This window comes from Acidiferrobacteraceae bacterium (assembly GCA_037388825.1).
Classification (GTDB): Bacteria; Pseudomonadota; Gammaproteobacteria; order Acidiferrobacterales; family JAJDNE01; genus JARRJV01.
In genome coordinates this window covers 14,756-34,592 of the sequence record JARRJV010000017.1, presented here as the reverse complement: position 1 = coordinate 34,592, position 19,837 = coordinate 14,756, and the positions used below count along the sequence as shown (strand labels likewise).

Here is a 19,837-nt window from a genome sequence, read left to right as displayed (position 1 = left end):
TCGGGCCATTTCTAATAAAAATGGGCCATCGACCTATTGATCAAGGCAGCGGCCCCTACTCCTCCTCCTCAAGTGTACGCCGATGCAGCACCACCGGCTCCCTTCCCCGCCCCCGCAGGCGCAAATTGAGCATTTCGACCACTACCGAGAACGCCATGGCGAAGTAGATGTAGCCGCGCGGGATGTGCAGGTCCAGGCCCTCGGCGATGAGGGCGACGCCGATCATCACCAGGAACGCCAGCGCCAGCATCTTCACCGTCGGGTGGCGGTCGACGAAGGCGCTCACCGGTCCCGAGGCCCACATCATAATAAGTACGGCGACAACGATGGCCAGCACCATGATCTCCAGCTCCTGCACCAGGCCGACGGCGGTAATCACCGAATCCAGGGAGAAGATGATATCGACGAGCGCGATCTGTACCAGGGTGGCGGCGAAACCGAAGCTGCGCGCCCCGTGCTCGTGCTCCTCCGTCCCCTCCAGGGAGTTGTGGATCTCGAGGGAGGACTTGGCAATAAGAAATAAGCCGCCGCCGATGAGGATGATGTCGCGCCCGGAGATGGCCTGGGCGAGCACGGTGAACAGCGGCGCCGTCAGGCGCATGATCCACACCAGCGAGAACAGCAGCGCGATGCGGGTGAACATGGCCAATCCTAAGCCCAGCACCCGCGCCTGGTTGCGCTGCGACGCCGGCAGCTTGCTGACGATGATGGAGATGAAGACGATATTGTCGATGCCCAGCACGATCTCGAGCGCGGTGAGCGTGGCCAGGGCGATCCAGGCCTGGGGGTCGGCGATCCAGTTCAGCATGGCGAATTTTCCGGTGGGTGGTGCATGGAGACGACCGGTTCCCTGTCTTGTTTGACGTTCATACTAACTTGTCCTCGCGATGCGCGAAATCCGGGCAATAAAAAAGGGCGCCGGAGGCGCCCTTTTTCTTCAGCCTTGCAGCGGACTTACGCCTGCTCGGCCTGCTTTTCTTCCAGTGCCTTCATGCTCAGGCGAATACGGCCCTGCTTGTCCACCTCCAGCACCTTGACGCGCACGGTCTCGCCCTCGCGCAGCTTGTCGCTGACCTTCTCCACGCGCTCGTTGGAGATCTGGGAGATGTGCACCAGGCCGTCCTTGCCGGGCAGGATGGTGACGAAGGCACCGAAGTCCATGAGCTTGGCGACCTTGCCCTCGTACACCATGCCTACTTCCACGTCGGCGGTGATCTGCTCGATGCGGCGCTTGGCCTCCTGGGCGGCGGCGTTGTCGGCCGAGGCGACCTTGACCGTACCGTCGTCGTCCAGGTCGATGGTGGCACCGGTCTCCTCGCACAGGGCGCGGATGGTGGCCCCGCCCTTGCCGATCACGTCACGGATCTTGTCCGGGTTGATCTTGAAGCTGATGATGCGCGGCGCGTAGTCGGACAGCTCCTCGCGCGGCTTGGAGATGACTTCGTTCATCTTGCCGAGGATGTGCAGCCGGCCTTCCTTCGCCTGGTGCAGCGCCACTTCCATGATTTCCTTGGTGATACCCTCGATCTTGATGTCCATCTGCAGCGCGGTCACGCCGTCGGCGGAACCGGCAACCTTGAAGTCCATGTCGCCGAGGTGATCCTCGTCACCCATGATGTCGGACAGAACGGCGTAGGCTTCGCCTTCCTTCACCAGGCCCATGGCGATACCGGCCACCGGCGCTGCCAGCGGCACGCCCGCGTCCATCATGGACAGGCTGGAACCGCACACGGAGGCCATGGAGCTGGAGCCGTTGGACTCGGTGATCTCGGACACCACGCGGATGGTGTAGGGATACTCGTCCATGTTCGGCAGCACCGCGGACACACCGCGCTTGGCCAGACGGCCGTGGCCGATCTCGCGGCGCTTGGGGCTGCCGACACGGCCGCACTCACCGACGGAGTACGGCGGGAAGTTGTAATGGAAGATGAAGGGCGAACGGTATTCGCCCTCGAGCGCGTCGATGATCTGCGCGTCGCGGTTGGTACCGAGGGTGGTCACCACCAGGGCCTGGGTCTCGCCACGGGTGAACAGGGCCGAGCCATGGACCCGGGGCAGGACGCCGGTGCGCACGGTGATGGGACGCACGGTCTTGGTGTCGCGGCCGTCGATACGCGCCTCGCCGGCGAGGATGCGCCCGCGGACGATCCTCTTCTCCAGGTCCTTGATGGCGCCGGAGATGGCCTCGGCCTCTTCGTCGCTGGTGTCGTCAGTAATCAGTTCGCCCTTGATCTCGGAGCGGACCTCGGACATGCGCGCCTGGCGCTCCATCTTGTCGGCGATGCGATAGGCCTCGCCGATCTTGTCCTCGCCGGCGGCGGCGACCTTTTCGGCGACGGAGGTGTCTTTCTCCGGCGCGGTCCATTCCATGGCCGGCGTGCCGACTTCGGCCGCCAGTTCGCGGATGGCCTTGATCGCAGTCTGCATCTGCTCGTGGCCGAAGACCACGGCGCCGAGCATGACCTCTTCCGGCAGCAGCTTGGCCTCGGACTCCACCATCAATACGGCGTGTTCGGTGCCGGCGACGGTCAGGTCGAGATCGGACACCTCCAGGTCAGCGTAGGTCGGGTTCAGCATGTACTCGCCATCAAGGTAACCGACCTTGCACGCGCCGATGGGGCCGTTGAACGGCAGGCCGGAAACGGCCAGGGCGGCGGAGGTGCCGAGCATGGAAATGATTTCCGGATCGATCTGCGGGTCCGAGGACAGGACCGTGATGATGATCTGGACTTCGTTGGTATAACCTTTGGGGAACAGCGGGCGGACGGGGCGGTCAATCAGGCGGGCGGTGAGGATTTCCTTTTCCGAAGGTCGGCCCTCGCGTTTGAAGAAGCCGCCGGGGATCTTGCCCGCGGCGAAGGTCTTCTCCTGGTAATCGACCGTTAGCGGGAAGAAGTCCTGGCCCGGTCGCCCTTCCTTGGCGCCGACGACTGTCGCCAATACTACCGTGTCGCCCATGCTCGCCATGATGGCGCCGCTGGCCTGGCGGGCGATCTCGCCCGTTTCCAGCGTGACTGTGTGTTTGCCGAATTCGAAAGATATGCTTGCTTTTGCCAACGAATTGTCCTCGATCCTGTGAATTATCTACTTGCGCCGCTTGTTGACCATACGCAGCAGACCCACCCGCGAGTGGTTGTCGTGCGGATGCTCCTGGAAATGGGTCGTCAGATCATTGATGCGCGCGGACAGCAGCGCGACCTGGACCTCCGGGGAACCGGTGTCGCCGGCCTTGGTCTCGTAATCTTTGACGATGGTGCTCTTGTCCTGTGCCTGCAGGGCCATCTGGTTTACCTCGTTTCGCTTGAATTCGGTTAGGTTCCGAGGGCGCGTATTCTAACCGCGCCCCCACCCGGTCTCAACTCATTTCGCTGATTTTTCAGCTTTTTCCTCCGGCGGCCGCGGGGGCGTCCACCCGCACCATGAGCCGCTTCGGCGCCACCCGGCCGTCGTCCAGGGCCTCGCCCACGCCGAGAAAGCGGCCGTCCTCGTCGTACAGCCGCACGAGGCCGTGTTCCCCACCCAAGCGGGCGGAAACCGGCTGCCCCTGGAGCAGATAGGGCGTGGCCAGGCGGCTGATGCGGACCTCGGCCAGGTCCGGCAGGGCCCGGTCCACGGGCTCCAGTGCCCCTTCCCGGCCGGCGTCGTCCATGGCCTCCAGGGCCTCGAACGTGACGGCCTCGGCGATATCGAAGGGGCCCACCCCCAGGCGCCGCAGGGCGCTGACGTGGGCACCGCAGCCCAGGGACTGGCCCAGGTCGTGGGCCAGGCTGCGGACATAGGTGCCCTTGCTGCAATCGACCTCGATCACGGCGGTATCTCCCTCGAAATCCAGCAGAACGATGGAATACAGGGTCACCCGCCGCGGCTGGCGCTCGACCGTCACCCCCTGGCGCGCCAGGTGGTACAGGGCCTGGCCCTGCTGCTTGATGGCGGAATACATGGGCGGGATCTGGTCGATCTCGCCGACGAAGGCCTTGAGCGCCCGCTCCAGCTGGCGCCGGGTCACGTCCACCGGCTGCTCCGCCACGATCTCGCCCTCGCAATCGTAGGTATCGGTCTCCTGGCCCAGGCGGATGCTCACGCGGTAGCGCTTGTCCGCGTCCAGCATGAACTGGGACACCTTGGTCGCCTCGCCGAAGCACAGGGGCAAGAGCCCGGTGGCGATGGGATCCAGGCTGCCGGTGTGGCCGGCCTTGCACGCCTTGAACAGGCGCTTCGCCTGCTGCAGGGCCTGGTTGGAGCTCAGGCCCTCGGGCTTGTCCAGCAGCAGGATGCCGCTCACGTCGCGGCAGTCGCGTTTACTTCTCCGGCCCATCGTCTTCCTGTTCTTTCGTTTCGTCCTCGTCGTGCAGGGCGTGGTCGAGGAGGCTGTCGATACGCTCGCCCCGCTCCACCGATTCGTCGTACACGAAGCGCAGGTTGGGGATGCCGCGCAGGTCCACGCGCGAACGCAGGTGGTGGCGCAGGTAGCCGGCGGCGTGATTGAGGGCGCGGGCGACATCCTTCACGTCGTGTTTCTTGTCGAACACGGTGAAATAGACGCGGGCGCTGGAAAGGTCGCGGCTCACATCGACGGCGGTCAGGGTGACATCGCCCACGCGTGGATCGCTGACCTCGCGCCGGATCAGGTCCGACAGCTCACGCTGCAGCAGGCCGGCGATGCGCCGCGGCCGGTTGCTTTCGGTATGCATGGAGAAAGGACCCGCGTAAATGGTGGAAGGCGCCGGAGGGCGGCACGCGCTTACAGCGTGCGCTTCACCTCGACCCGCTCGTAGACCTCGATCTGGTCGCCGACCTTGACGTCATTGTAGTTCTTCACGCCGATGCCGCACTCGGTGCCGGACTTGACCTCGTTCACGTCGTCCTTGAAGCGACGCAGGGATTCGAGCTCGCCCTCGAAGATAACGACGTTGTCGCGCAGCACGCGGATCGGGCGGTTGCGCTTGACCGTGCCTTCGGTGACATAGCAGCCGGCGATGGCGCCGATCTTGGGCGCGCGGAACACGTCGCGCACCTCGGCCAGGCCGATGATGTCCTCGCGCACTTCCGGCGCGAGCATGCCGCTGAGGGCCTCCTTCACTTCGTTCACGGCGTCGTAGATGACGCTGTAGTAGTGCAGGTCCACGCCCTCGTTCTCGATCAGGCGACGGGCGACGGCGTCGGCACGCACGTTGAAGCCGATGATGATGGCGCCGGAGGCAACGGCGAGATTCACGTCCGATTCGGAAATGGCGCCGACCATGCCGTGCACCACCTGCACCTGTACCTCGTCGGTGGACAGTTTTTCCAGCGCCTCGGTCAGCGCTTCCACCGAACCCTGTACGTCGGCCTTCACCACCAGCGGCAGGGTCTTCACCTCGCCCTCCTGCATCTGGCTGAACACATTCTCCAGCTTGGACGCCTGCTGGCGCGCCTGTTTGACCTCCTTGAAGCGGCCCTGGCGGAACAGCGCGATCTCGCGCGCCTTGCGCTCATTGGCGACAGCGATCACGTCGTCACCGGCCTCGGGCACGCCGGAAAGACCCAGTACCTCGACCGGGATGGACGGCCCGGCCTCGTCCGCCGGTGCGCCGGTCTCGTCCACCATGGCACGCACACGTCCGTACTCCTTGCCGGCGAGCACGATGTCGCCGCGGTGCAGGGTGCCCTGGCGCACCAGGACGGTGGCCACCGGGCCACGACCCTTGTCCAGCTTGGCCTCGACCACGAGCCCGCTGGCGGGTCCTTCCTTGGGCGCCTTCAATTCCAGCACCTCGGCCTGCAACAATACGGCGTCGAGCAACTCGTCGATGCCGGTTCCTTGTTTGGCCGAGACATTGACGAACATTTCGTTGCCGCCCCAGTCCTCGGCAATGACTTCGTGCTGGGACAGTTCCTGCCGCACGCGGTCGGGGTCCGCCTCCGGCTTGTCGATCTTGTTCACCGCGACGATGAGGGGCACGCCGGCCTGGCGTGCGTGGTGAATCGCTTCAATCGTCTGCGGTTTGACGCCATCGTCCGCCGCCACCACCAGGATGACGATGTCGGTCGCCTTGGCGCCGCGGGCACGCATGGCAGAAAAGGCCTCGTGGCCCGGGGTGTCGAGGAAGGTGATCACGCCCTTGGGCGTTTCCACGTGATAGGCACCGATGTGCTGGGTGATGCCACCGGCCTCGCCACTGGCGACCGCGCTCTTGCGGATGTAGTCGAGCAGCGAGGTCTTGCCGTGATCGACGTGGCCCATGACCGTAACCACGGGCGGACGCGGCATCGCCTCGCCCATTTCCGCGCCGGCGGTCTCGAGCAGCGCCTCCGGGCTCTCCGGCTTGGCCTCCTTCACTTCGTGGCCCAGTTCCTGGGCGACGATGGTGGCGGTATCGCGATCCAGCACCTGATTGATGGTCACCATGGAACCCATCCCCATGAGCACCTTGATGACTTCGGTGGCCTTGACGGACATCTTCTGCGCCAGCTCGGCGACGGTAATGGATTCGGGCAAGACGACCTCGCGCGCGACCGGGGCCGTCGGCCTCTCAAAGCCGTGCTGTCCGGACAGGCTGGTGGACACCGCCTTCTTGCTGCGGGGACGCTGGGTCGGCTTGCGCCGGCGACCCGCGCCGGCGAGCTGCAGCTCCTCGCGCTGGAATTCTTCCTTCTCGCGCTTGCTCTTGCGCCGGCCTTCGGTCGGCTTGGGCTTCTTCTCTTCGGTCGCCGCCGGTGCCGCCGCGGCCTCGGCCGCCGCTTCCTGCACCGCCACCACTTCGGGCGGCGGAACCGCTTCCGCTTCGGCCTTCTTCGATTCCGCGGCTTCCTTCTCCGCCTTCTTCGCCGCCTTGGCCTCGGCCTCCGCCTTCTTCGCCTCTTCGGCGGCGCGCGCTTCCTCTTCCGCCTGCAGGCGTGCCTCTTCCTCGGCGCGGGCCTGGTCCTCGACCACGCTGCGCTTCACATAGGTGCGCTTCTTGCGCACTTCCACCTGCACCGTGCGGCTGCCGCCGGTACGGCTGGACTGGGTCACCTGGCTGGTGGTCTTGCGCTTGAGGGTGATCTTCTTCTTGGCCGGCGTGGCCTCGCCCTCTTCGCCGCCGCGCAGATAGCTCAGCAGCGACATCTTCTCGTCGTCGGTCAGGCCCTCGTCGGCCTGCTTGTCACCGAGGCCGGCGGCTTCCAGTTGACGCAAGAGGGTATCGACCGGTACACCGATCTGGTCTGCGAACGCCTTGATTGTCGTTTGCTGCGTCATAGTATTCCTGTCAGCCTACGGCGAGTCTCAACCCGCCTTTTCGTCATTTTCAAACCAGGGGGCACGGGCGGCCATGATCAGGGCCTTTGCCTTCTCCTCCTCCATGCCCTCGATTTCCATCAGCTCGTCCACCGCCTGCTCCGCCAGGTCTTCCTGGGTGCAGATCCCGTTGCTGGCCAGCAGATGGGCCGTGTGTTCGTCCATGCCATCAAGGGCCAGCAGATCGGCGGCCGGTTCGGACAGGCCGATCTTCTCCTCGGCGGCGATGGCACTGGTCAGCAGGGCGTCGCGCGCGCGGTTGCGCAGCTCCTCGACAATATCCTCGTCGAAGCCCTCGATGGCCACCATTTCCTGCTTGGGCACGTAGGCCACTTCGTCCAGGGAGGTGAAGCCTTCCTCCACCAGCACCCGGGCCACGTCCTCGTCCACGTCCAGTTGCTTCATGAAGGTCTGGATCGCGTTCTCCGCCTCGTTGCTGCCTTTTTCCTGGGCCTCTTCCTCGGTCATGATGTTGAGGTCCCAGCCGGTCAGCTCCGACGCCAGGCGCACGTTCTGGCCGCCGCGGCCAATGGCCTGGGACAGCTGGGTCTCGTCCACGATCACGTCCATGCTCTGCAGTTCCTCGTCGACGACGATGGACAGCACCTCGGCCGGGGCCAGGGCATTGATGACGTATTCCGCCGGGTTGGACGAAAACAGAATGATGTCCACGCGCTCGCCGGCGAGTTCGTTCGACACGCTCTGTACGCGCGATCCGCGCATGCCGACGCAGGCGCCGATGGGGTCGATGCGCGGATCGGAGGTGCTGACCGCGATCTTGGCGCGCAGGCCGGGATCACGCGCGGCGCTGTGGATGGTGATCAGGCCTTCGCCCGCCTCCGGGACCTCGAGCTTGAACAGCTCGATCAGCAACTGCGGCGACGTACGGCTCAGGAACAGCTGCGGGCCACGGGGAACCAGCTCCACGTTTTCCAGGTAGGCGCGAATACGGTCGCCCGGACGCAGACCCTCGCGCGGGATCATCTTGCTCTTGGACAGCAGGGCCTCGACACCGGCGATCTCGACGATGGCATCGCCACGCTCCATGCGCTTGACCACGCCGGTGAGCATCTCGCCCTGGCGGTCCTGGAACTGCTCCACGATCTGCTCGCGCTCGGCCTCGCGCACCTTCTGCACGATGACCTGCTTGGCTGCCTGGGCGGCGATGCGGCCGAACTCCACCGGCTCCAGCGGCTCCTCGATGAAATCGCCGACCTCGATGTCGGGGTTTTTCTGGCGCGCATAGGCCAGCAGGATTTGGCGTTCCGGGGATTCAAACTCTTCCGATTCGTCGTCCAGCACTTCCCAGCGGCGGAAGGTGTCGTAGTCGCCGGTGTCGCGATGAATGGAGACACGCGCATCGATGTCGCCCGCGTGTTTCTTGCGGGTGGCCGTGGCGAGCGCCGCCTCGATCGCCTTGAAGATAATGTCTTTCTCGATGCCCTTCTCGCGGGAAACGGCATCGACAATCATCAGGATTTCGTTCGTCATGTTTTTCAGCGCTCCAGCGCCCGTCAAAATTCCGGTACCAGTCGGGCCCGATCGATCTGATCCAGCTCCAGCTCGAACCTGCCCTCGTCTGTTTCCACTACCACCCGACCGTCCTTCAGTCCGGCCAGGCGGCCAACAAAATTCTTTCGTCCATCCAGCGCCCGGTGCAGCTTCACCTTTACCCGTTCGCCGGCGAAGCGCTCGAAGTCCTCCGGCTTGACCAGGGGCCGGTCCAGTCCCGGCGACGACACCTCCAGGGTGTACTCGCCACGGATCGGATCTTCCACATCCAGCACCGCGCTCACCTGGTGGCTGACATCGGCACAGTCATCCACCGTCACGCCTTCCGGACTGTCGATGTACAGACGCAGGGTCATGCCCGCCATCTCCACGGCCACCAGCTCGAAACCCAGCGCGTTCACGCTCGGCTCCAGCATCTTCGTCAGGCCGCCTGTGTCCATAAACCTGTCCGGCGGGACGGTCACCCGCCCCAGAAACGCAAAAGTGGGCCGATGGCCCACTTTCTTGGTATTCACCCCGGCGCCCTGTGGCCGCCGCGGGTTCCGCATTATCCGGCATCCGAACCGGGAACTCAACGCGTCGCCGACGCCTGTCGGATGCTGCTGCCCGGCGGTCCCGGCCGACGCTCAATTTGGTAGCGGGGGTAGGATTTGAACCTACGACCTTCGGGTTATGAGCCCGACGAGCTGCCAGACTGCTCCACCCCGCAGCATTGGGCGCGCAGTGTACAGCCGAAATTTCTGTATTTCAAGGGAATTCCCGGCATTTTCCCGCCGGAGACGGCCCGCTCAGGCCAGTTTTGCCGGCGCGGGCTCGCCCGCCACCACGTCCACGCAGTAGGCATAGGCCGCCCAGCGCAGCACCTCGCCCACCATGGCGACGATCGCAACCACAGGAAACGGGATGGCCCCGGCCCCAAGCAGCAGGATCGCGGCCGGAAGCAGCAGCAGGATCGCCAGATAGCCCAGGGAGGAATAGTGCTGGCCCAGGGTACGGAAGGCCGCGTTCAGGGTCGGAAACAGGCGAAAATCCCCGCGCACGAACACGATCGGAAACCAGTACACGGTCAGCAACACGAACAGCGCGGCCACGCCCCCGTACAGCAACTTGATGGCCTGGGAAGGCTCCCCACCGGACTGCGCATGCTGCAAGGCTGTCGGGCCCGACACCGCCAGGAACACCAGGGAAATGACCAGGGACACGAGAAACAGAAAGAAGGCCGCCTGCACGACCATCCACAGGAAGCGGCCCAGTACCTTGCCCGCTGCCTGCAGCGCCTGAGGTACCGATACGGTGGACTTGCTGTGGGCGAAGGCCTCGTAGCCACCCACCGCCAGATAGAAATTGAACAGCGAGATCAGGACAATGAAGAAGAAACTCACGCCGGAGCGGTCGGTACCCGAACTCAGGTTATCCAGGACCAGCGCCGCACCCGACAGGACCGCAAGCGCCCACACCACCGGGCTGTAGGCGGCACGCACCAGGGCGTGGATCCGGCGCGCGTTTTCCTCGGAGTGTGGGCGGGACTCAGTCATGGGATTCCGTACGCGGGTCTGCCTCGCCACGCTCCACCCACAGGGCCGTGGCGCCGGCAACGGCGGCCGGCATGACAAAGAAGTTCACCACCGGAACCATGGTCGCGATCGTCGTCGCCAGACCGAAGCCGAAGCCCAGACTGCGATGCGACCGCAACCAGCGGCGCACATCGGGGAAGTAGCGGTTGTGATTGCCCATGGGATAGGAAATATACTCCACCGACAACAGCCAGGCGCTGAACAGGAACGACAGCGGCGCCGTGATCACCACCAGGCCGGGGACGATACTGAGGGCGAACAGCGGGACCGCGATCATCAGATAATATAGTAAGTGCCGAATCTCGCCGAAGATGGATGGAAAGAAATCCGTCAACAGGTAACTCGACCGTGGGCCGGGTGACTGGGTATCGAAGGACAATCGCCGCTCCACCTTTTCCGCGAGGAAATCGTTGAACGGGGCACCGATGAGATTGGCCACCATGGTGAAGGTGAAGAAGATCAGCACCAGGATCACGCTACCGAAAAAGATCCACACCACAACCGCCGCGATCTCCGCCCACCATTGGTTCCCTTCCGGTAGCAACCAGTGCACCAGATGGGAAAACTGGTTTGCGCCGAACCAGATCATGGCGCCAAACACAGCGACATTGATCAGCAGCGGGACCCATACACGGATGCGCGTACCCGGTTGGGCGACGGACACAGCTATGGTAGCGTGGGCCACGCAAACCGGCGTACACGCCCCCATTCGCTTCATCAGGATGGCTTCAACGGTGCTAAGAGCAAAAACGTTTCCGATCCTGTTCCTGCTGGCCACCTGCTGCGCCCTGCCCGCCCGCGGTGCAACCCCCGATGCCACCGCGCCTGATGCGACTGCCCTGGTCAAGGCCACCATCGATCACTGGCGCGGCACGTCCTCCGAATCCACCATGACCATGATCATTCACCGGCCCGACTGGGAACGGTCCATGACCATGCAGGCGTGGACCGAAGGCGAAAAGTCCTCCCTCGTGCGTGTGTTGGCACCTCAGAAGGATGCGGGCAACGGCACCCTGTTACTGGACAAGACGATGTGGACCTTCTCGCCCAAGATCAATCGCGTGATCAAGATTCCCTCCAGCATGATGAGCCAGAGCTGGATGGGTTCGGATTTTTCCAACAAGGACATCGCCCGTTCCACCGATATCATCGACCAGTACAACCATCGCATCCTGGACCGCGAGACCCACGAGGGTCATACGGTCTGGGTCATCGAATCGGTTCCGAAGGAAGGTGCACCGGTCGTGTGGGGCAAGGAGGTGCTGAAGGTGCGCGACGACTATGTGTTGATGGAACATGCGTTCTACGATCAGGACGGCAAGCTGGTGAAACGCATGACCACCCTGAAGGTTGGCGTGATGGGCGGACGGCCGGTGGCACTGCAGGAACGTATGCAGAAGATCGACAAGCCCCAGGAATGGACCGAGGTGCAGGTGAAATCGGCGAAGTTCGACATCCGCATCCCGCCCGGGACCTTCACCCTGTCGAATCTCAGAAACCCGCGGTTCTAGGAACGGGATCGCGCACGCCATGGGGATGATGCTTCGTCTGGCCTGGCGCAATATCTGGCGTCATCCACGCCGTACCAGCCTGACCCTCGCCGCAATCGTCTTTTCCGATGCCCTGCTGGTATGGATGATCGGCCTGCAACTCGGCCAGTACGACGTGATGATCGAGTACGCCCTGCGCGGCTTCACCGGCAACGTGCAGGTACAGGCAGAAGGCTACAAGGAGAACCCGCAGATCTATCGCACCATTCCCGATGTGGCCGGTCTGGCCGCGCGCATCCGCACGGACACAGGGAACCAGGACATTGCCGCCCGGGGCATGGGTTTCGCCCTGGTGTCCTCGAAGACCCGCACCTACGGCGCGCAGATCATCGGCGTGCAGCCGAAGTTCGAAGCCAAGGTCTCGACCATCCCCGGCCTGGTGAAACAGGGCCACTACCTGTCCGGAGACCATACCCAGGAAGCCGTCGTGGGCAGCGTCATGGCGCGCAATCTGAACATCAAGCTCGGCGATGAACTGACGATTCTGGGCAGCGGCAAGGATGGTTCCTTCGCCGCCACCGTATTGCCCGTGGTCGGGATCTTCACCAGCGGCAACGTCGACATGGACCGTTACTTCGTGGAGATCCCGCTAAAGACCTTTCAGGACGTGTTCAGCATGGGCAGCGACGGCCACGTCATTGCCGCGGCCGGGGTGCCCGCGGGTCAGACCCCGCGCCTGCAGGCGGAGATCCGCCGCATCATCGGGGGCGACAAGCTCGTGGTGCTGGACTGGGAACAACTGATCCCTGGGTTGAAGCAGGCGATCCAGGCCGACTTCTCCACGGCGTGGATCATGTACGCGGTGCTGGTGGCGCTGGTGGCCTTCAGCGTGCTCAATACCTTTCTCATGTCCGTGCTGGAACGCACACGGGAGTTCGGCATCATGCTCGCCCTCGGGCTTACGCCCGCGCGCGTGGGGCGGCTGGTGCTGCTTGAGTCCACGGTCATGGCCGTCACCGGCTTCCTCCTTGGGGCCCTGGCCGGAATCCTGATCACGCTGTACTTCCATATATATGGTTTCAGCTATCCCGGCCTGGAAGAGATCGCCGCCGAGCTCAACATGCCTTCCGTGATCTATCCGCTCATCAACCTCACCTCGGTCACGCTGGGTCCGGCCATCATCCTGGTCGCCACCATCCTCGCCGCACTGTACCCCGCGGCTCGCCTGCGGCGCCTGCGGCCAGTGGAAGCCATGGAGACGGTCTGATGCAGACACCGTTGCACATGCTGACCACGGTCGCCTGGCGCAATATGTGGCGCAATCACCGGCGCACGCTCATCATGCTTGCTGCCGTATCCGTGGGCGTGTGGGCCATGATCTGGATGACCGCACTCATGCGCGGCATGGTGGACCAGATGATCCGCAGTTCCATCCAGAACCTGACCGGACACATCCAGATTCACGCGCCGGCCTATCGCGACGATCCTTCCATCGTCAATTCCATGCAGGCACTGCCTCCGGCCCTGACCGATGCCCTGAAGGACAAACGCATCCGGGGCTGGGCCTCGCGCGTGCGCGTGCCGGCGGTGATCCAGAGCGAGCGCGATTCCCTCGGGGTCACCCTGGTGGGCATTGATCCACTCCAGGAAAAGAACCTGTCCTTTATCGACAATGCCGTCACCGAGGGCCGCATGCTGACCGGCGTCGATGACGATGGCATCGTCATCGGCAACCGACTGGCGGAGCTTCTGGAGACGCGGCTCGGTCACCGCGTCGTGATCATCAGCCAGGATCCGAAGAACAATATCGTCGACCGCGGCTTTCGCATCGTCGGTATTTTCTCAACCGAGTTTGAGGCGACGGAAAAGGCCTACGTCTTCACCGGCCGCAAGACCGCGCAGGACTTCCTGCACATGGACGGCGAATCATCGGAGATATCCCTGATCGGCGCCGACTACCGCGGGCTGGAACCGCTGGTGAAGAAACTGCGCAAGGCGGCCCCGAAACTGGACATCGTGTCCTGGGACAAGCTCGATCCCTACCTCGGCAGCATGCTCAAGGTCATGGATGCCTTCGTCCTGATCTGGTTCATCGTGATCTTTCTCGCCATGTCCTTTGGGCTGGTCAACACGCTGCTCATGGCCGTGTTCGAGCGCACGCGAGAGATCGGACTGGTACAGGCCCTGGGGATGCGCCCGCGTCATATCATCGTGCAGACACTGATCGAATCGCTGTTCATGCTGGGAATCGGCCTGGTCGTGGGCAATCTGCTCGCCCTGCTGACCCTGTGGCCCATCCGCGATGGATGGGATATTTCCATTCTCGGCACCGAGGGACTGGAGATGTTCCAGATCAGCAGGATACTCTACCCCATACTGGAATTGCGCGATGTCGTCATGTCCAATGCCGTCGTCATCGTACTGGGTCTGCTCGCCAGCCTGTATCCCGCCTGGCGTGCGTCCCGTTTCACCCCCGTACAAGCCATCGTCAGGAACTGATCATGTCTACCGTACAAATAAAAAATCTCTACAAGACCTTTGGCGAGGGAACCCTCGCCGTGCACGCGCTCTCCGGGATCGACCTCGATATCGACAAGGCCGAGTTCGTCTGTCTCTCGGGGCCCTCGGGCTCGGGCAAGACCACGCTGCTGAACATGATTGGTGGGCTGGACCGACCCACGAGCGGCGAGATCACCGTCGCCGGCAAGCGCGTCGACCAGATGGACAAGGGCGAACTGGCGGAGATGCGCTTGCGACAGATTGGCTTCGTGTTTCAGGCCTACAACCTCATCCCGGTACTCACGGCACGTGAAAACGTGGAGTTCGTCATGCAGTTGCAGGGCGTATCGCCGGATGACCGCAAGCAACGGGCAATGGACATCCTCAAGGAAGTGGAACTGCAGGGACTGGAAGACCGACGCCCGGCGGAGATGTCCGGCGGCCAGCAACAACGCGTGGCCGTGGCCCGCGCCATCGTATCTGAACCGGAACTGGTGCTGGCGGACGAGCCGACGGCCAACCTGGACTCGCACACGGCCGAGCGACTGTTGAACCTGATCCGTCACCTGAACGAGGTCCACGGCACCACCTTCGTGGTGTCGACCCATGACAAGCTGGTCATGGGTTATGCCCGCCGCCTGATCAAGATGCACGATGGCAAGATCATCGACGATGTCGTGCAGAGATAGAATTCTGCTGCCGCTGGTCGCGCTGATTCTGTTCGCCGCGACAACGACGGCACGGGGCGATGACTGGAAGACCGGCGGACACCTCAAGTACCTCGTATCCGGCACCCACTATGCCGATGACGACATCCTCGCCGCCGGGAACGGCTTCGATGCCCTGGACCAGAACCTGGACTTCCGCTTCAAGCTGGAGAAACGCGAGGGCCGCTGGGACTTCAAGCTGCACTACCAGTTCACGTCCCAGTACGGCGATACCGTAGTCGCCGCGCGCCCGCTGTTCGGCAGCCTGCCCCTGGCCGCTTCCTTTGGTATCCCTTCGGATCGCACCCGTCTATTCGATCTCACGAGCGTGGTCGCCAACCAGGACAAGCTCATTGCGATCCAGCGACTGGACCGTGCTTCCTTCGGCTACGCCAGCGATCATTTCGTGTTCCGTTTCGGACGCGACGCCATCAGCTGGGGTAACGGCATGGTGTTCCAGCCCATGGACATCTTCAATCCGTTTTCGCCGACCAGTGTGGACAAGGAATACAAGACTGGCGACGACATGCTCTATAGCCAGTACCTGTTCGACGATGGCGATGACCTGCAGGGCATTGTTGTGCCGCGGCGGGACGCAGTCTCCGGCGCGGTGGAATCGCGGCAGTCTTCGGTGGCGGCGAAGTATCATGGACGTCGGGGCGCCCTGGACTTCGATTTGCTCGCGGCAGAGCACTACGACGAACAACTGGCGGGTTTTGGTGGCGCACTGGACTGGGAGGGCGCGGTCGTGCGCAGCGATGTCGTGGCCAACCAGGGACCGGCCGGTACCACGGTTTCGGCGGTGGCGAATATCAACACCTCGTGGACCTGGGGGCAACGCAACACCACCGGGTTTGTCGAGTACTACCGCAACGGATTCGGTCAGGCCAACGGCGACTACAGCACGGCGGCCCTGAGCGCCAACAACGAACTCGTCAGTCGAATCGCCCGTGGCGAGTTATACGCCCTGGGCCGTGACTACCTCACCGCCGGTCTGACGGTGGAATGGACGCCGCGGGTGATGATCGCCAACACGGTGATCGGCAATCTGAACGACGGCAGTGGCCTGTATCAGGGGACCGTGACCTTCGACTGGAAACAGAATCTCACCCTGCTGGCCGGGCTGCTACTGCCCATGGGGCCGAAGAATACGGAGTATGGCGGCATCCCGACCACCGTACCCGGAACGTACTATCGGCCGGCGACCAGCGCCTACGCGCGGCTGGCGTGGTATTTCTGAGGAGATCTAGCCGAGGTCGTAGTGTTTTTCCACGGGCTCGGTAATGTGCCAGGTGCAGGACATGCCGGCGGGAAACACCACCAGGTCGCCCCGGCCCAGTTCCACCGGTTCGCCGCCGTCGGGCGTGACGGTAACCTTGCCCTCGAGGATGTAGCAGGTTTCCTTGGTGTCGTAGCGCCAGGTGAATTCCGACTCTTCCTTGGTCCAGATGGGCCAATCGTACACCCCCATTACGTCCAGCTTTGCCGGGCTCGGATTGTGTTCCACGGTGATCTGCATCGATGGTTCCTCGCGATCTGCGCCGCGATTATGGCATGAGTTCGGGCGATCGGAGAACCGTTAAGACCCTGTTTTTCCCCCATTTTGCCCCGGTTGCCGCTATTCCGGTACCTTGGCTCTTGATTTCTGTGTATATGCACATATAATAGCGTGCATATACACAGATTGGATCCGAAACATGAACCCAGCGAAGGCGACAGTGACTCCGTCCGAGGAAGCGGTCAGCCCCATGTGCATCAACCTGCAGATGCTGCGGGCCAGCCATTACATCCTCAAGGCCTATGACGAGGCCTATCGGCCCTTCGGCGTACGCGCCACCCAGATCCCGGTCCTGGCGGTGCTCGCCCGGCTGCAGCCGGCCAGCATCCGCAGCATCGCGGACGAGATGGAGTCCGAGCGCAGCGTGATCAGCCGCAAGCTGCAGGTCATGGAAAAGTGTGGCTGGATTCGTGAAGACGCGAACAGCACCGGACGGGAAAAGACCTTCGTGCTGTCGGCAAAGGGCCGCGAACTGATTGAAAACGTTAAACCCGCACGGTTGAGCGTGCAGAAGCAACTGATGTCACTTTTGAACGAAGACGAGCAGCAACTGCTGATGTCCCTTTGCGGGAAGCTGCGCACCCACACCCTGACAACTGAAGACGAGAGGTAGGAAACATGTTTGGAATGTTCGGAAACAACAGCAGCCAGATCGACTGTCCCGAGGCACGCGTACTGGTCCAGCAACACGGCGCCCAGCTCGTCGACGTGCGCTCACCCCAGGAATTTGCCCGTGGCGCCCTCCCCGGCTCCATGAACCTGCCGGTGCAGGGGATCCATGCGGCGGAACAGCATCTGGATCGCGAGCGTCCGGTCATCGTCTACTGCATGAGCGGTGCGCGCAGCGCCCAGGCCCAGGCAGTACTGAGCCAACTGGGCTTCGACAAGGTGCACAACCTTGGCTCGATCCAGAAATACCTGACGTGCTGATTTTTGCCCATCTTACCGGAGGTGCATAATGTTTGTTCGGCAACTCTTCGACAAGGATACTTCGACCTACACATATATCGTGGCCGATCCCGATTCGGGTGAAGCAGCGATCATCGATGCCGTACGCGAACAGACGGAACGCGACACCCGTCTCATCGAGGAACTAGGGTTTCGCATGAAGTACATCCTCGAGACCCACGTGCACGCGGATCACGTCACCGGTGCGTCCGCACTGCGCGAACACTTCGGCGCCCAGGTTGCCCTGCATCGAATCTACAACGCGCCTTGTGCGGATCTGATGCTCGAGGATGGCGATCGTCTGTCCCTGGGTAGTGCGTCCATTGAAGTGCTCCACACCCCGGGCCACACCGACGGCGACATCAGCTATCGCATCGACGGGGCCGTATTCACGGGCGATGCACTGTTGATTCGCGGATGTGGCCGCACGGACTTCCAGGCAGGCGATGCGCACACCCTGTACGAATCGATCCGGGAGAAGATCTTCACCCTGCCCGACGAGACCGTCGTCTGGCCCGGCCACGACTATCGCGGCCATACGGCTTCGACCGTGGGCGAGGAAAAGCGGTTCAATCCGCGCCTGGGCAACAACAAGAGCGAAGATGAGTTCGTCGAGATCATGGACGCCCTCAATCTGCCCGACCCGAAGCGAATTCAGGAATCGGTTCCCGGCAACCTCCGCTGCGGTTCCAGCCTGAACTAGTTAGACGCTGGTGTGCTACGGACCGACCCGGTCCGTAGCACGCATTTCCTAGTCGAGAAAGTCCACCAGAATGTCGTTGACGCTTCGCATGCACTGACGGTGGAGGCGCGTCAAGGACGGGACCAGCATTCCGGATCAGGAGATGGCCCGTACCGCCTCGCGACAGAGATCGATCAGGGCCCCGACCCATGGTATCAGGGCAATGACACCAATGGCATTGAGGGACAGGACCGCCCGCATATCGGAATGGGCCTCGATGGAGGGCGCCTCGGCCGGCTCGTCAAAATACATGAGCTTGACCACGCGCAGATAGTAGTAGGCCCCGATCACCGCCATCAGTACCGATACGATCGCCAGCCAGACCAGACCCGCATCCACCAGGGACTGAATCACCATCAGCTTGGCGTAAAAGCCCAGGGTGGGCGGCACGCCGGCCATGGAAAACATCAGCAACAGCATGAGGAAGGCGGCCCAGGGACTGCGCTGACCCAGACCGCGGAAATCCTCCAGCCATTCCGCCTCAAAGCCGCGGCGTGACAACAGAATGATGACGCCGAAGGCACCCAGGCTCATCAGCGCGTAGACCAGAACGTAAAACATGGACGAACCGTAGCCATTGTCGGTGGCGCTGAGAATGCCGAGCAGAAAGAACCCCATGTGGGAAATGGTCGAATAGGCCAGCATGCGTTTGATGTTGGTCTGGGCAATGGCGATGATGTTCCCGAGCCCCATGGACAGGATGGCGAGGATGATCAGCATGTCCTGCCACGACGCCGACAGCTCCCCGAGACCTCCCACCAGCAGACGCATGATCATGGCGAAGGCGGCGATCTTTGGCGCGGAACCGATGTAGACCGCGACCGGAGTCGCCGCTCCCTGATACACATCGGGAATCCACATGTGGAACGGGACCGCGCCTACCTTGAATGCGAGACCGACGACCACGAAGACCAGACCGAAGATCAGGACGATGTGATTCGGCGACAGCTTGCCGATAGCGGCATGTACGGTGGCGAGATCCAGGGAGCCCGTGGCCCCGTACAGCATGGACATGCCAAAGAGCAGCATGCCCGAAGCGATAGCACCCAGAACGAAATACTTCATAGCCGCTTCGGTAGACAGGGCCGAATCGCGGTTGAATGCGGTCAAGGCATACAGGTTCAGCGACAGCAGTTCCAGCCCCAGGTACAGGGTCAGGAAACTGCCGGCCGACACCATGACCATCATTCCGCACAGGCCGAACAGGCCGAGGATGTAGAATTCGCCACGGAACAGGTCGCGTTCGCCCAGATAGTCCCGGGAATAGACGAAGGCCACGAACACGGCGGCATAGATCGCCAGCTTCAGGACATCGGCCATGGGGTCGCGCACATACGCACCATTGAAGACGTGTACCGCGGTGTCCGTCATACCCCAGAGGGTCAGCGCGAAGGCGGCCACCAGGGTCGCCTGTGCCAACAGGTAACTGACGATGCGCGAACGATCGGTCAGGAACACATCGATCACCAGAATCGCGCAGGCCATGGAAAACACCAGAATTTCCGGGGCGGCGATGGTCAGTGCTTGCATGTTCATGGCAACGGCTTCC

Annotated in this window: 19 protein-coding genes, 1 tRNA gene and 1 pseudogene; 8 read left to right on the top strand and 13 right to left on the bottom strand. The window is 62.9% G+C overall.

Features of this window, described 5'->3' with window-relative positions:
* Positions 1-55: 55 nt before the first annotated feature.
* The 11 genes and pseudogenes from P8X48_04690 to cysZ all read right to left on the bottom strand — a co-directional run bounded on the left by P8X48_04690 (position 56) and on the right by cysZ (position 11,062).
* On the bottom strand, positions 56-808 hold the full coding sequence (locus P8X48_04690; GenBank protein ID MEJ2106615.1) for a TerC family protein: 753 nt from the start codon (positions 806-808) through the stop codon (positions 56-58).
* 146 nt (positions 809-954) lie between these two features.
* Positions 955-3,057 carry a polyribonucleotide nucleotidyltransferase gene (pnp, locus tag P8X48_04685; protein ID MEJ2106614.1) on the bottom strand — a complete coding sequence of 701 codons (2,103 nt, stop codon included), beginning with the start codon at positions 3,055-3,057 and terminating at the stop codon, positions 955-957.
* A gap of 30 nt (positions 3,058-3,087) precedes the next feature.
* A pseudogene (gene rpsO, locus P8X48_04680) lies at positions 3,088-3,282 on the bottom strand (30S ribosomal protein S15).
* Positions 3,283-3,376: 94 nt separating this feature from the next.
* Positions 3,377-4,315, bottom strand: a complete 939-nt coding sequence (gene truB / locus P8X48_04675; protein ID MEJ2106613.1) for a tRNA pseudouridine(55) synthase TruB — start codon at positions 4,313-4,315, stop codon at positions 3,377-3,379.
* Positions 4,299-4,691 carry a 30S ribosome-binding factor RbfA gene (gene rbfA / locus P8X48_04670; protein MEJ2106612.1) on the bottom strand — a complete coding sequence of 131 codons (393 nt, stop codon included), beginning with the start codon at positions 4,689-4,691 and terminating at the stop codon, positions 4,299-4,301. Before rbfA ends, truB begins: the two co-directional genes overlap by 17 nt.
* A 50-nt stretch (positions 4,692-4,741) precedes the next feature.
* Positions 4,742-7,219, bottom strand: a complete 2,478-nt coding sequence (gene infB, locus P8X48_04665; GenBank protein ID MEJ2106611.1) for a translation initiation factor IF-2 — start codon at positions 7,217-7,219, stop codon at positions 4,742-4,744.
* Between the two features lie 27 nt (positions 7,220-7,246).
* Positions 7,247-8,749 (bottom strand): transcription termination factor NusA, encoded by a 1,503-nt coding sequence (nusA, locus tag P8X48_04660; GenBank protein MEJ2106610.1) that lies wholly within the window; start codon positions 8,747-8,749, stop codon positions 7,247-7,249.
* 23 nt (positions 8,750-8,772) lie between these two features.
* Entirely contained in the window at positions 8,773-9,210 is a 438-nt protein-coding gene (rimP, locus tag P8X48_04655; GenBank protein ID MEJ2106609.1) for a ribosome maturation factor RimP, read from the bottom strand.
* A gap of 192 nt (positions 9,211-9,402) precedes the next feature.
* A tRNA-Met gene (locus P8X48_04650) sits at positions 9,403-9,479 on the bottom strand.
* Positions 9,480-9,558: 79 nt separating this feature from the next.
* Complete coding sequence (locus P8X48_04645; GenBank protein ID MEJ2106608.1) at positions 9,559-10,305, bottom strand: hypothetical protein; 747 nt, start codon at positions 10,303-10,305, stop codon at positions 9,559-9,561.
* Positions 10,298-11,062: a sulfate transporter CysZ gene (gene cysZ, locus P8X48_04640; protein MEJ2106607.1), complete on the bottom strand. Its 765-nt coding sequence runs from the start codon at positions 11,060-11,062 to the stop codon at positions 10,298-10,300. Before cysZ ends, P8X48_04645 begins: the two co-directional genes overlap by 8 nt.
* 16 nt (positions 11,063-11,078) lie before the next feature.
* On the opposite strand from cysZ, the gene P8X48_04635 reads away from it, so the two are divergent.
* Genes P8X48_04635 through P8X48_04615 form a run of 5 tightly spaced genes read left to right on the top strand, consistent with a single transcriptional unit; the run spans position 11,079 to position 16,280 of the window.
* Positions 11,079-11,855: an outer membrane lipoprotein-sorting protein gene (locus tag P8X48_04635; GenBank protein MEJ2106606.1), complete on the top strand. Its 777-nt coding sequence runs from the start codon at positions 11,079-11,081 to the stop codon at positions 11,853-11,855.
* 19 nt (positions 11,856-11,874) lie between these two features.
* Complete coding sequence (locus P8X48_04630; GenBank protein MEJ2106605.1) at positions 11,875-13,101, top strand: FtsX-like permease family protein; 1,227 nt, start codon at positions 11,875-11,877, stop codon at positions 13,099-13,101.
* Positions 13,101-14,333 carry an ABC transporter permease gene (locus P8X48_04625; protein MEJ2106604.1) on the top strand — a complete coding sequence of 411 codons (1,233 nt, stop codon included), beginning with the start codon at positions 13,101-13,103 and terminating at the stop codon, positions 14,331-14,333. Before P8X48_04630 ends, P8X48_04625 begins: the two co-directional genes overlap by 1 nt.
* Before the next feature lie 2 nt (positions 14,334-14,335).
* Positions 14,336-15,022 carry an ABC transporter ATP-binding protein gene (locus P8X48_04620; GenBank protein MEJ2106603.1) on the top strand — a complete coding sequence of 229 codons (687 nt, stop codon included), beginning with the start codon at positions 14,336-14,338 and terminating at the stop codon, positions 15,020-15,022.
* Positions 15,006-16,280, top strand: a complete 1,275-nt coding sequence (locus tag P8X48_04615) for a hypothetical protein (GenBank protein MEJ2106602.1) — start codon at positions 15,006-15,008, stop codon at positions 16,278-16,280. The genes P8X48_04620 and P8X48_04615 overlap by 17 nt, the downstream gene beginning before the upstream one ends.
* A 6-nt stretch (positions 16,281-16,286) precedes the next feature.
* Here P8X48_04615 and P8X48_04610 read toward each other — a convergent pair whose 3' ends face one another.
* Positions 16,287-16,559 carry a cupin domain-containing protein gene (locus P8X48_04610; GenBank protein ID MEJ2106601.1) on the bottom strand — a complete coding sequence of 91 codons (273 nt, stop codon included), beginning with the start codon at positions 16,557-16,559 and terminating at the stop codon, positions 16,287-16,289.
* Between the two features lie 178 nt (positions 16,560-16,737).
* Here P8X48_04610 and P8X48_04605 point away from each other — a divergent pair, with 178 nt between their 5' ends.
* From P8X48_04605 to P8X48_04595, 3 genes are read left to right on the top strand one after another with little or no spacing between them, the layout of a single operon-like run.
* Positions 16,738-17,211, top strand: a complete 474-nt coding sequence (locus P8X48_04605) for a MarR family transcriptional regulator (protein MEJ2106600.1) — start codon at positions 16,738-16,740, stop codon at positions 17,209-17,211.
* 5 nt (positions 17,212-17,216) lie between these two features.
* Positions 17,217-17,528: a rhodanese-like domain-containing protein gene (locus P8X48_04600; GenBank protein ID MEJ2106599.1), complete on the top strand. Its 312-nt coding sequence runs from the start codon at positions 17,217-17,219 to the stop codon at positions 17,526-17,528.
* A gap of 28 nt (positions 17,529-17,556) precedes the next feature.
* Positions 17,557-18,249 carry an MBL fold metallo-hydrolase gene (locus P8X48_04595; protein MEJ2106598.1) on the top strand — a complete coding sequence of 231 codons (693 nt, stop codon included), beginning with the start codon at positions 17,557-17,559 and terminating at the stop codon, positions 18,247-18,249.
* Positions 18,250-18,384: 135 nt separating this feature from the next.
* Here P8X48_04595 and nuoN read toward each other — a convergent pair whose 3' ends face one another.
* Positions 18,385-19,824 (bottom strand): NADH-quinone oxidoreductase subunit NuoN, encoded by a 1,440-nt coding sequence (gene nuoN / locus P8X48_04590; protein ID MEJ2106597.1) that lies wholly within the window; start codon positions 19,822-19,824, stop codon positions 18,385-18,387.
* Between the last annotated feature and the right edge of the window lie 13 nt (positions 19,825-19,837).